Raw genomic sequence first — 12,759 nt, 5'->3', positions numbered from 1 at the left:
TGTTCGTTTGTAGGTTTAAAACCGAACCTGTAATTGCAGGTAGGCCAGGTTGCCTGAGTAAGTAGTGGTTAAGGGAATATTGTGCTTGTAAATATCGATGGCAACCCCCATTTGGATGGAAGCATAAAAATCGTCGGCGAAAATGAGAGAAAAGTTGGGGATGATGGTTTGCCTGCTGTTGTGGTCGAGCTTGTAGTTTTGGATAAAATATTCGTACCTCGACGAGAGTTCCATGGCACGCAGACGAGGCTTTTTATAGGCATAGCGCAAAATGGGGAAGATGTAAAAACCCTGCATCCGAACATCCGAAAGTTTGGGAACCGTAGTCGTAAAGGTGTCGTAAAGCGCAAAATTGGTCCCGTTTTTATATTCGCCACCTAATGAAAGCTGCCAGGCATCGCCAAGCTTGCTGGTGGTCACTACATCGGCGCCCCAGGCATTGCCATCGCCTTTGCCAAAGCTCCCATAGGCCGCATTAAGGCCAACAATGAGTTTGGGCAGGAGGTTGGCTTCAATGCGTCCATAAAAATTCTTTGTATTGTCGTTGTCCGAAGCCTGGTTGCGGTTGTTGCCGTTGTAGGTACCCGCGTAGTACCTGAGTGGGAGCTGACCCTCGCCGGTAATGTCGCCAAAAACCGAAACACCTATCTGAAAACTCTGCCAGCCACTGGCGCCAAAGGCATAGTACTGGTTAGAATAGTCTAAGGTTCTGATGATATCGACAGGCATAGAATCTTCAATGCCAAAAAATGGTCTGAATTGACCTGCCTGCACGTTAAAATACTTGCTCAGTGTGTATTTTACATAGGCGTTTTCCAGTACCTTGTTGATCGGATTGCTGTTGAACTCCGCAAAATTGACCATCAGGTTCGCCGAAAAATGGTCGTTTACGGTTCCCTTTACCTGAAGCCTTACACGTTTCAGGCTAAAATTGTTCACGATCTTCTTGTCGGAAGAGGCATCAAAATTCTTTCCGTTAATATCTACATTTTTGCTGAGGGAAGCTACATAGCGCGCCTGCAACAATCCGGCAAAGCTGATGGAGCGCTTATAGGCAGAATAGTTTTTGATGGTGTCTCTGTCAATTCCGGCCACATCGGTTTGTTGGGCCTGCACCGAAAAGGAAAATGTCAACAGGCTAAAACAGCTTATAATCAGAAGTTTATTCATGTTGTAGGGTGATTGATATTAAATTTAGCAATTAATTAAATAGCTTGGAAGCCTTGTCCGTGTTTTTTTGGGAAAGGAAAAAAAGACCTGTTTTAAAGCGGTGCCAGGGCAGGAGAAGAAGCGTTTTGTAAAAAAATAGATCTTTAGCCATAAAAAAAGAGCATGGGTTGCATGCTCTTTCTTTCGTATCACCGAAGGTTGTTGTTAAAAAACTTCCTGCCCAAAGGTAAGCAGGTTGCTGTCGGGGTCGAGTATCGAAAATTCGCGTTGCATCCAAGGCTTGTGCTCCAGTTCAGTGCTGTTTACGTTTTGCGACTTGGCCAGCTGGAATTGGCCGTCGATATCGTTGGTACGGATGTACACCTGTCCGTAGTTTTCTTTGGGGTCGAGCGCCTTAAACTCAAAAAAATGAATTTGGATGTTGTCTTTTTCAACCATCAGGTAGCCCTCGTAGTCGCTTCCAAATTGCTGAAAACCCAATTTGTTCAGGTAGAAATCTTTGGTAATAGTCTTGTTGCGCATAGGCAGTTTGGGGTTGATTGCAGTCAGCATATTTTCCGATTTAATTGTTCTTGATAATCAAAGCTAAATAATCAACTTGTTATTTGCAAGTTGATTTATTATTTTTGTAACATGAAACCACTTAAGGTAAGATCGGGTTGCCCCATCAGTTCGGCATTGGATATCATTGGCGACAAATGGTCATTGCTTATTGTGCGCGATATTTTGATGAACGGCAAGAATACCTATAACGAGTTTTTAAAATCCAAAGAGAAAATCGCCACCAACGTTTTGGCCGATCGGCTGTCGATGCTCGAAGCATCGGGTATTTTGGCCAAAGAAGAACATCCCGAAAGCAAGGCCAAGATATTTTACCGCTTAACCGATAAGGGCATAGACCTTTTGCCTGTGCTAGTCGAATTGATTTTATGGTCTAATACCTATTTGCCTATTGATGAAGCAGCCAGACCTTACGGAGAGGTATTGAAAAGGGATAAGGATGCCATCATCAAGCAATTAATGGCCATCGCGAGAAAGAAATAGGGAAGGTGCGCTAACTTATTCACGCCTGCTTTTAGGTAAACGGGAGGCTACTTTGTAAAAAGACAATCTAAAATAGACAAAAAGCCGGAAAATTTAATTTCCGGCCATCTTGTTTTAGTTGTTTACTTTGATTTTTTCTATCTTTTTGCCCTTAAAGGCGAAGATATATTCGCCATCGGCAGTAATGTCGAGGCCAGCTCCGTAAACCGGACTTCCACCTTTGCCTTTAGAGCTTACGCTGCCTTTAATGTCGCCATTGCTCAGATCGACCCCATAAATGATGTTTTTGGAGTTTTTTTGGTCACGCAGGAAATAGTTGTCGCCCAGGTGGTAGAAATAATCAACTCCCGATATTTTCTCCGTCGCGTAATTTCTGCGGCCATCTGCTTTTTTATAACTAGCCAGACCCTTTTCGGAAAGCACCACTACATCATCGCCAAAATCGATTACATCGGTTGCCTTACCCACTTTGGCATCGTTGTGTTTGACATCAAAAAGCTGCTTGCCGGTTTCGATGTCATAGGCATAAAATTCATCACCATCGCCTACAAAAACGGTTTTGTCGTGGTCTATGATCATGTCGGTAATCCTTTTGTCGAAACGTTCGGAACGCCATACCGTTTGGCCGGTGGCATCATCTAAAGAAAGGATGCCGTTTTTTTGCGCCATGTAGTCGTAATATACGTTGTATTCTATCTCAAGGCCCGAAGAAGTCCTGCGGTGTTTGATTTCCTGCACCTGTACCTTGCCACCCACTTGTACCATAATCCGGTTGCCTGTTTTATAGATGTTGGGCATGGATAGTGCTCCGGTAATCTTTTCCGATTGCCAAATCAGCTTGCCGCTTTGCAAATCGTGCTTTTCTACATATTTGGTTTTATTAGCGCCACCAAAAACCACCAGGTATACGGCAGCATCTGTAAATATTGGGTCGGCCAATGTGCGATAAATGGCTTTTTGGCTTCCTCCAAACAGTGTATTGCCGCTTTTGCGCATATCGTTTTCGTAGGTTACCTCCCAAAGCTTTTTCCCGCTTGCCATGTCGTAGGTTTGGAGGCCATCCAGCCAAAAATAAATGCGATTGCCCCTTACTTCGAGGTCTGCCACTGCCTTTCTGGTTACCAATTCCTTTTCTACGGTGCCCCTAAATTCGTTTTCCCAAAGGATTTCGCCGTTATTAGCATCAATTTTTACCAGTTGGTTCTTAAATCCTGAAAACAAGGCCGCCAACAAGGTTGGCTTGTAGTTGAACATGACAATGGTATTGCTGGCCTTGTCGTAACGGTATTTGCCCACCGATCCGGTAAAGCGTTTGGTTTCCCATACTTTTTCGCCTGTTTTGGCTTTTACCAAGTTCAATGCATCTTTTTGTGTAATTAAAAAGGCATCAAGTTCCGATAGGTATTTAACGGTTTCGATTTCGGTATCTTCATTGGCGTCTTTAGGCAAAAGGTTCTGGTAGTTTTCAGAATTCCAGAGTTCTTTGCCCGAAGCCACATCTAAAACTGCAATCCGGTCTTTGCCAAGCGATTTTCGATCGAACAAGAACAGATAACCCCCGTTGTTGTCGTGGATGAAGTATTGAAATTCGCAGGAGTTGGTTTTATTGGTGGTAATTTTCTTGTAATCGCCGCTCCAAATTTCTTTGCCCTCGGCATTAAGTACGGTGGCCGAATTATCGTCAGTTCCCAAAATGAAGGTGCCGTTCTCGTTGGTCATGGCCAAGCGACTGGCCTTGTTCGAAAATTCAGATTCCCATACGGTGCTAAAGTTCCCCGATTTTTTTCCGGCTTTGCCACCGCCAACCAGGCTTTTGAGCTTGCCAAACTGGGCATGCGATTGGAACCCAAAAAGGGCCAATAGGAGGAGTATAATGAGCTTTTTCATGGAGAAATAATTTGTTTAGTTTTCAATCCGTAAGGTGTGCCGGATCTTAATGAGTTTGTGTTTATCTAATTTGATGGGGAATTGGCAGGAGAGGATTTGGCCGGACAAAAAGTCGATGAAATCCGTTTGTGCCATATCTTGCGCTACCACATAAAAAGAAACTGCCTTGCCTTTATCGTTGATGCCTAGGTCGATAGTGGCCTGCCCCCTGATGCCTGGGAATTTTCTTTGCAGCTTGTTTTTGAACGATGGCTTGGCCAAGAGTTCGTTAATGGTTTTGACTACCGCCTGTTGTACTTCGCTTTCGTTTGGTGGCGTTTGTGCAAACAGGCCGGTTAAATTTGAACCAAGGCACAGCAAGACCAAAAATAAACGGAACATGGCTTTAGGCAAGATCAATAAGTGAATTTGATTTTAAACGACTTGACCTTGAAGCATTTGTTGGACGCATCGAAACCCTGTGTATAACTCTGCTTCATATCCATATCGCTTACCGTAATGGTGGCGTTGTGGCCATCGTTGGCATCAACCGTAAAGGTGCCATTCATGGCCGAGTACGAATAAATAGTGCCATCCTGGAAAATATTGATGCCGATGATGGGTGTTGTTCCGGCAATTACATTGGTTTTAACACCAACGGCCGGCAAGCCCGAAAGCATGTTGATGCCGATGCCATATTTGTTAAAAATGCCGTCTTTTTCCGTCGACTGGATGGTAACCTGTGCATAGCCACTATTAATGGTAGGCAATATCTTTTCGATGGTAAAAGATTTGGCGGTTATGGTTTTATCGTCGTATTTAGCCGTATTGTTCGTGTTGTCAGCGAGTTGAATGTTGCCCTCGGTAGGGGTTCCCGAAGTTGCCGGTTCTTCTGTTTTTGGTGTTTCGGGAGCAGGTTCTTCGCTGCTTTTTTTGCAGGCAAATAGGCCAAGGCTTAACGCGCAAATAAGGAGTAATGTCTTTTTCATGAGCTGTTTATTTAATGGTTCCGCTAAATGCTCCGTTTTCGGCCCATGCTTCCTTGCCATTGGCGTTGATGGCCACAAAGTAAAAAGTGCCTTCTATTTTGCTGCCGTCGAGTTTGGTGATGTTCAATTCGCCACCGCCTTTGGTGGTGCTGTTAAAAGCATCGGTTTTATAGTTCAGTGCACCATCGGCAGGTTTGGTATAGTCTTTTGAAAAGGTAATGCCACCATTGCTCGAGTCGTTGTAAACGAAAGTGATTTTGCCGGTTGCCGTAATTTTTCGAGGCACGATGATGTTGATGGATTCATTGCTGCCGTCTTTAATGGCCGAAATAGCGAAAGTGGTAACACCCGCAACAGTAGTTTGGGTAATGCCGGCCTTGGTAGCGCTGAATTTGCCTGATGCGGTGCCGTCTACACCATAATTGCTCGCGGTTAGGGTTGCCGAGCCACCGCCAGTTGCAGGTTCTTCAGGGCTGTCGGTATTTTTTTTGCAGGCCGTAAAAAATAAAGTGCATACAGCCATCATCAAGTAGAAATAATTTTTCATAAAAATTGGATTTAAAAGTGGTTAATAATTTTAAATCAAATTTCTAAAATGCTGTTACCGTGTGCAATAGGGTTGAATACCATAAACTATGGGTATAAATACCTATTTCGTGAACCTATTGCCCAAATCAGATGTTTTTTTGGAGAGAAACCAGCGGTTAAGCTGCAGTTTGGAAGCCAATAATAGGCCTTATTTCCTTTTGTCATATATTCTTTATAATCTATCAGTTAATTTTTTTTCCATAATGCCTATATTAGGCGCCTCAATATCTGCTTTGTGCAGTTGATTGATACCTATCTATGAAAAATTTATCGACTATGACAAAAATCGTTGGGCAAACCAAGCCCAAAAGCGTAGCCTTGCTCGCACTTGCCTTTCCTTTGCTAATTGGCCCGCTATCCGTTTCGGCAATTACGCCAACTCACTTTGTAAAGCAGCAACTTGCCCAAAAAACGCAGGTAGTTAGCGCTAGGCAGCTTAATCCTACGACCATCGAACTGTTGCTTGCCGACCAGCAACGCCTTACTTTCGATTTTTATGGCGAAAGCATTTTTAGGCTTTTCCAAGACAATAATGGCGGTTTCATCAGAGATCCGGAAGCGAAACCCGAAGCTAAGATTTTGGTCGAAAATCCGCGCAGACCGATTGCGGGGCTCAAGCTGAGCGACGAGAATGGACAGATTATCATCTCGACCGCAAAAATTACCATCCAAATTGCCAAAAGCACGGGACTTTTTAAGGTTATCAACAAAGCCACCCAAGCTGTTGCCTTGGAGCAATCAGAACCTATCAACTTCGAAAAAGGAAAAGTAACGCTTGCACTTAAAGAAGGTGCACAAGAGTATTTTTATGGTGGCGGGGTACAAAACGGGCGTTTTTCGCATAAAAGCAAAGCCATTGCCATCGAAAACCAAAATAGCTGGACAGATGGCGGCGTAGCCTCACCAACGCCATATTACTGGTCTACCAACGGTTATGCCTTAATGTGGCATACCTTTAAAAAAGGAAGGTACGATTTTGGCGCTAAGGAAAAAGGACTAGTTAAAATAGCCCACGACACCGATTACCTGGATGTATTTTTAATGGTAGACGACGGTGCCGTAGCGCTATTGAACGATTTTTATCAGCTGACCGGCAATCCGGTGCTTTTGCCAAAATTCGGTTTTTACCAAGGCCACTTGAATGCCTATAACCGCGACTTTTGGAAAGAAGACGAAAAAGGCATTTTGTTTGAAGATGGCAAGCGCTACAAAGAAAGCCAGAAAGATAATGGAGGCATCAAAGAATCGCTGAATGGCGAAAAGAACAACTACCAGTTTTCGGCCCGTGGGGTAATAGACCGTTATAAAAACCACGATATGCCTTTGGGCTGGATATTGCCTAACGATGGTTATGGCGCGGGTTACGGACAAACGGAAACTTTGGATGGCAATATTCAAAACCTCAAAAATCTAGGCGATTATGCCCGTAAAAACGGGGTAGAGATTGGCTTGTGGACGCAGTCAGACCTTCATCCGAAATCAACAATCAGTGCGCTTTTGCAAAGAGACATCATTAAAGAAGTGAGAGATGCCGGGGTTCGCGTATTGAAAACAGACGTGGCCTGGGTAGGTGCGGGCTATTCGTTCGGCTTGAATGGCGTAGCTGATGTGGGGCAGATTATGCCTTACTACGGCAATAACAGCAGACCTTTTATCATTTCGCTCGATGGTTGGGCAGGTACGCAACGTTATGCGGGCGTATGGTCTGGCGACCAAACCGGAGGCGTTTGGGAATACATCCGTTTCCATATCCCAACTTATTTGGGTTCGGGTTTATCGGGCCAACCTAACATTACCTCCGATATGGATGGTATTTTTGGTGGCAAAAACCCAATTGTGAATACCAGGGACTTCCAATGGAAAACATTTACGCCGATGGAATTGAACATGGACGGCTGGGGCGCCAACGAAAAATATCCGCATGCCTTGGGCGAACCGGTGGCTTCCATCAACCGCAATTACCTCAAGTTGAAGTCGGAATTGATTCCTTATACCTATAGCATTGCCAAAGAAGCGCTCACTGGTTTGCCGATCATGAGGGCTATGTTCCTCGATTATCCTAATGCCTACACCAAAGGCTCGGCAACGCAATACCAATTCATGTATGGTCCATATTTCTTGGTGGCACCGATTTATCAGGCTACCAAATCAGACGATAAGGGCAATGACGTACGCCACGGAATTTATTTGCCAGAAGGCGTTTGGGTCGATTATTTTACCGGCGAAAAATATGCCGGAAATTGCATTTTGAACAGTTTTGAGTCTCCGATTTGGAAATTGCCTGTATTTGTGAAAAACGGTGCCATTATTCCGATGGCCAACCCGAACAATAACGTAGCGGGCATTAATAAAAACCTGCGTATTTACGAACTTTATCCTTTTGGCAAGAGCTCGTTTACCGAATACGACGACGATGGAGCTACAGAAGCCTACAAATTGGGCAAAGGTGCTTCGAGCCTGATCGAAACCGAATTCGACAAAAACAACAGGGTAACGGTTACCATCCATCCAACTCAAGGCAGTTTTGAAGGTTTTGTAAAAGAGAAAGCCACCGAATTTAAAATCAATGTAACCGCTAAGCCCAAAAAACTGACGGCTAAAGTTGGCAACAGCAAGTTGAAGCTTAGCGAAGCAAATTCGATGGAAGATTTCCTGAAACAGGACAACGTATATTTTTACGAGGCCCAGCCTAACCTGAACCGTTTTGCCACCAAGGGAAGCGAGTTCGAAAAAGTGGTGATGGTTAAAAACCCGCAATTGCTGGTTAAGCTGGCATCTACCGATATTACGGCAAACGGAATTGAATTAACCGTTGAGGGTTTTAGTTTTGAACCGGCCAATAAGCAGTTGGTTTCTTCAGGCAAGCTCGATGCGCCAAGCCAAGCCCAGGTGAGCGAACAAAACAGGGAGGCCTACACTTTGCAACCTTCGTGGAAGCCTGTAGCTGGTGCCGATTTTTACGAGATAGATTTTAACGATATGCACTATACGCATATTAAAGACACTACTTTCTTGTTTGATGGTTTGGTGCCGGAAACAACTTATACTTTTAAATTGAGGGCCATCAATAAAGATGGTGTTTCGGCATGGACTACTTTGAGTGCCAAAACCAAAACCAATCCGCTGGAGTTTGCCATTAAAGGCATCGTGGCCGAAACCACTGCCGAAAATCAAGACGGAGAAGGCATCGATAAATTGTTCGACTTTGATGAAGGCAACATGTGGCACACCAAATGGGGTGCCAAAGCGGTTCCTTTCGATATGATCATCGACTTGAAATCGATCAACCAGCTTGAGAAATTCCATTATTTGCCACGTACAGGCCGAGGAAATGGCATCTTGCTGAAAGGTAAAGTGTTTTATAGCACCAACAAAGAAAACTGGACAGAAGCCGGCGATTTTGAATGGAAAAATGTGGGCGACTTGAAGGTGTTCAACTTTGCAGGCCACCCAGCGGCACGTTACATCAAAATAGCAGTGGCCGATGGGGTTGGAGGCTTTGGCTCGGGCCGAGAACTCTATGTTTTCAAAGTGCCTGGTACCGAAAGCTACTTGCCTGGCGATATTAACAACGACCGCCTGATCGATAAAAACGACCTGACCTCTTACATCAACTACACCGGATTGAGAAAAGGTGACGCCGATTTTGAGGGCTACATCAGTAATGGCGATATCGACAAAAATAATTTGATCGATGCTTACGACATTTCGGTGGTGGCTACGCAGCTTGATGGTGGCGTTGCAGACGATAAAGCCGACAAAGTGGCCGGCAAGCTTGTGTTAAGCGCCAACAAGCCAAGCTACAACAAAGACGAAATCGTAGAAATCAGGGTTAAGGGCGTAGACCTTAAATCGGTAAATGCCCTCAGCTTTGCTTTGCCGTACAACCCGCAGGATTACGAATTTGTGGGTGTACAAAGCCTCAACACCAAACAAATGGATAATTTAACCAACGACCGCCTGCATACCAACGGCGATAAGGTTTTATATCCAACCTTTGTAAACGTAGGCAACAAAGAAAGCCTGAACGGAAGCACCGATTTGTTTGTGTTGAAACTGAAGGCCAAACGCAAAGTGAAATTTGAATTGAAAGCACTTGATGGCGTATTGGTCGACAAAAAACTGAATACGGTTAAGTTCTAGCTTTTAGAATTGATAAAGAAAAAGCCCTCCAAATTTTGGAGGGCTTTTTTGTTTTCTTGTGTAGAGCACTGGGCTTGTCATGCTCTAATTTTTTACATCGGCATAATTAGTGGGTAATTTCACTACATTAGTTCAATTAAGTATTGTAATCGTAGATTATTTGCTATTTCGATTCTTCCTGGCAATACTTATCCGATGTGCAACAGATTGGTGCAGTAAATAAGTTTTTAATTGTATCATTATATTTCTCCCTAACTAAATCCAACGCTCCTCATGAATAACTATTCGCACTACAAGTTTTTACCTTAAGTCAGCTACTTCATCAAGACAAACAATGGCAATTGTTTTCTTCTTGAAAGCCTTAAAGCCAATGGTCATTTAACCATGTCCAACCCAGCCGAGCTATGGCCTGGCCACTTTAGGCTTTCTGATCAATACACTTTGAATTTTTCAACAGGTATTTGAAATGGACAGCGAAAAACTAATCCTAATTGGCTGCGATGATACGGCCAACTTGTCGTTTGTACTTAATGGCACTAAGGGCTGCAGTTTTGCCTATAGTGTAGTTTCGGCTACCCGTACTTCTGACTTGCTCAGGGTAGCCAATGCCATGGACCCGAGTTTGATTATTTTGTGCTTTCGAGATAACCAGCCCGTATTGGATGATTTGGAAGTTTTTTTGAGGCCATTTACCGTCCCGGTCATCTGCCTGATTTCTCCAGCAGAAGCACAAACCCTGACCTGGAATGAAAACAGGATCGTATTTGCCTTTGGCAAGGAGCATATTGCCAACCAAGCCTATTTGAGCAGCCGGATCAATTCGGTGTTTCTTCTTAACCAGCCCCATACCTTGCCTGCAAAGTCGGCAGACACGCCTGAACAGGCTGTAGCTAGGCACGAACCCGACCATAACCTCAGTCGGTATGTGCTTGAGCTCGACCAAAAAATAGAAGTGTTGGCTAAGGTGAAGGAGCGTATTGCCGAGCTTTACCCACAAGTTAACGATACTACCAGGGCCGAGCTTACCGCCATTGTAAATACCATCAAACAATCGGCGGGCAATAAAAAACTATGGGACGATTTTAAGCTGTATTTTGAGCAAACCGACCCGAGTTTTCTGCTCACTTTGGCACAGCAATATCCCTCGCTAACCACCATCGATCTCAAGTATTGCTGCTACCTGAAAATGAACATGACCAACGACGACATCCGGAACCTGTTGGGCATTAACCAGGAAAGCGTACGTACACACAAGTACCGCTTAAAGAAAAAAATGGCGCTCGCCAAAAATCAAGACCTGAGAAGCTATCTCAGAACCGTAAATAGCTAGTTTAAAATCCTTTGTAGTTTTTGGTGTAAAAGTCTGTGCTTTCTTTTGCGCAGGGCTCCGCCGTATACAAAATTGTAACCTGTCTACGGTTTGTATACGGAAATTTGTTGTTGGCCCATCTTCTTGTCTACGAAAGGTATATGGCAAAATCTTGCCTCCATTGGCTGCTCGCGCTACATTTGAATTAGCACTTCACCCCATAAATTAAATCGGCGATGATAAGCAAAGCGCTCCAATTTACGAATGATTTGATGGATCAGTTTTTAAGAAACCGGTTTGCGCTCGAAGAGAGCAAGGTGATCTTGAACAATCTCATCGAAGGAAATGGATCGGTGCCCGAAATCAATAAGAACAAGGTTATCCTTTCGCTCATCAATATCGAAAAGGAAACCATCCAGCCTTTTTACACCCGTCACCAGCAAATGGCCAATGGCAATTATGCCGATGTCAACCCCGACGAAAGATATAACCTCTATATTTTGGTCAGCTCAAATTTCGACGACTATAAAGAGTCGCTCAAATTCCTGAACGAGGTGATGTTGTTTTTTCAGGTTAATGCGCTGGTCAATGCCTATTCGTTTGCTAACCTACCGGCAGGCCTAGACCGCCTGGAATTTGAAATCGAAAAAATAAACTACCAGCAAATGCAGGGCTTATGGACGGCCATGGGCGCAAAGTACCAGCCTTCGGTAATTTATAAAATGAGGCTCATTAATATTCAAGGCAATCAGGTTAGAGGCTTTGATGGGGCAATTGTTCAAACTTCTAATCAGGTGGCCACATGATCACAACCGCTTTTAAATTGATTTGCAGTGTAAACATCAGCCATTCTTATTTTGAAGACGGCTTGTGCAAGTGCATCCACTTCAAGCCTGGAAAAATAACGCAGTCCCTTCAAAAAAGGTTCGAACTCAAAATGGTGAACAGGCTTGGAGGGTTTGATTTATATGCAAACATCCTGCAAACCTGCGATGTTTTTTTGGCCTACCTTAAACAGATCAGTCCTGATGCTTTTTTTGATTTTGAAATGGAAAGCCTCAGGCCTGACTTTGTTTATTTTACCGCATTCCCCATGGGCAGTTCGGGCAAGCTGAGCTACGATAGTGGCAAGCTCGCTGGCGAAGATAAATTACTGGCCGAAAACTATAGCGACGAAACATTGGCACCCGGTATAGTGGGCCAATTGAAAATCCATTTCGACGATATATTGTCGAAACCTTTCAAAAGTACCGTATTTACCATCAGTTTAAAGGCCAAGGCTACGCAGTGGCAGTATTACGTGGTGAACAAAAGTGCCATTGTTTTGGCCGATCCGCTGATTTCTGGCAAGAGCAATATCCAATTTACAGGTCCAACGGCGGTGGTACTAGCCACTGGCCAAACGGCTCTGCTATTTACTTCTGGGCACGAATTGTTGCCTTTAAGCGAGGTGCCTAAGTACAAATTCGACTTGCAGCATAGGCCGACGGCGCATCACGAAACGGGATCCTCAAAATCGGCTCCAGTCAAATTTGTGCTGAAAGGCCTGCCATGTCCAGATCCGGGCAGATTTGGACAGGTTAAGATAGGAGAGAGCCAACAATTTTCATCACCCATGTATGTATATGTTTAAGCAACACTAAAATAAAA

The 12,759-nt window shown here is 44.1% G+C and carries 11 protein-coding genes; 5 read left to right on the top strand and 6 right to left on the bottom strand.

Going from position 1 to position 12,759, the window contains the following annotated elements:
* Nucleotides 1–15 precede the first annotated feature (15 nt).
* Together VRU48_RS05350 and VRU48_RS05345 are read right to left on the bottom strand one after the other, a co-directional pair.
* Nucleotides 16–1,170, bottom strand: a complete 1,155-nt coding sequence (locus VRU48_RS05350; RefSeq protein ID WP_330106892.1) for a porin — start codon at nucleotides 1,168–1,170, stop codon at nucleotides 16–18.
* Between the two features lie 204 nt (nucleotides 1,171–1,374).
* On the bottom strand, nucleotides 1,375–1,722 hold the full coding sequence (locus VRU48_RS05345; RefSeq protein WP_330106891.1) for a bleomycin resistance protein: 348 nt from the start codon (nucleotides 1,720–1,722) through the stop codon (nucleotides 1,375–1,377).
* Between the two features lie 81 nt (nucleotides 1,723–1,803).
* On the opposite strand from VRU48_RS05345, the gene VRU48_RS05340 reads away from it, so the two are divergent.
* Complete coding sequence (locus tag VRU48_RS05340) at nucleotides 1,804–2,214, top strand: winged helix-turn-helix transcriptional regulator (RefSeq protein WP_330106890.1); 411 nt, start codon at nucleotides 1,804–1,806, stop codon at nucleotides 2,212–2,214.
* A gap of 114 nt (nucleotides 2,215–2,328) precedes the next feature.
* Here the strand turns inward: VRU48_RS05340 and VRU48_RS05335 are convergent, their stop codons facing one another.
* From VRU48_RS05335 to VRU48_RS05320, 4 genes are read right to left on the bottom strand one after another with little or no spacing between them, the layout of a single operon-like run.
* Nucleotides 2,329–4,101 (bottom strand): outer membrane protein assembly factor BamB family protein, encoded by a 1,773-nt coding sequence (locus tag VRU48_RS05335; protein ID WP_330106889.1) that lies wholly within the window; start codon nucleotides 4,099–4,101, stop codon nucleotides 2,329–2,331.
* Nucleotides 4,102–4,116: 15 nt separating this feature from the next.
* On the bottom strand, nucleotides 4,117–4,482 hold the full coding sequence (locus VRU48_RS05330; RefSeq protein ID WP_330106888.1) for a hypothetical protein: 366 nt from the start codon (nucleotides 4,480–4,482) through the stop codon (nucleotides 4,117–4,119).
* A gap of 14 nt (nucleotides 4,483–4,496) precedes the next feature.
* Nucleotides 4,497–5,069 (bottom strand): hypothetical protein, encoded by a 573-nt coding sequence (locus tag VRU48_RS05325; protein ID WP_330106887.1) that lies wholly within the window; start codon nucleotides 5,067–5,069, stop codon nucleotides 4,497–4,499.
* Between the two features lie 7 nt (nucleotides 5,070–5,076).
* Nucleotides 5,077–5,616: a hypothetical protein gene (locus tag VRU48_RS05320; RefSeq protein WP_330106886.1), complete on the bottom strand. Its 540-nt coding sequence runs from the start codon at nucleotides 5,614–5,616 to the stop codon at nucleotides 5,077–5,079.
* Between the two features lie 317 nt (nucleotides 5,617–5,933).
* Between VRU48_RS05320 and VRU48_RS05315 the strand changes: the two genes are divergently transcribed.
* From VRU48_RS05315 to VRU48_RS05300, 4 genes are all read left to right on the top strand, one after another.
* Entirely contained in the window at nucleotides 5,934–9,800 is a 3,867-nt protein-coding gene (locus tag VRU48_RS05315) for a TIM-barrel domain-containing protein (protein ID WP_330106885.1), read from the top strand.
* Nucleotides 9,801–10,266: 466 nt separating this feature from the next.
* Nucleotides 10,267–11,130, top strand: coding sequence for a helix-turn-helix transcriptional regulator (locus tag VRU48_RS05310; protein ID WP_330106884.1), 864 nt, complete (start codon nucleotides 10,267–10,269; stop codon nucleotides 11,128–11,130).
* Nucleotides 11,131–11,345: 215 nt separating this feature from the next.
* Complete coding sequence (locus VRU48_RS05305) at nucleotides 11,346–11,915, top strand: Pvc16 family protein (RefSeq protein WP_330106883.1); 570 nt, start codon at nucleotides 11,346–11,348, stop codon at nucleotides 11,913–11,915.
* Complete coding sequence (locus VRU48_RS05300) at nucleotides 11,912–12,742, top strand: hypothetical protein (RefSeq protein WP_330106882.1); 831 nt, start codon at nucleotides 11,912–11,914, stop codon at nucleotides 12,740–12,742. Before VRU48_RS05305 ends, VRU48_RS05300 begins: the two co-directional genes overlap by 4 nt.
* Nucleotides 12,743–12,759: the final 17 nt, after the last annotated feature.

Origin of the sequence: Pedobacter albus (assembly GCF_036324255.1) — a bacterium.
GTDB lineage: Bacteria > Bacteroidota > Bacteroidia > Sphingobacteriales > Sphingobacteriaceae > Pedobacter > Pedobacter albus.
Note: the sequence above shows the minus strand (reverse complement) of the source record. Positions and strands in the feature narration are given on the sequence as shown.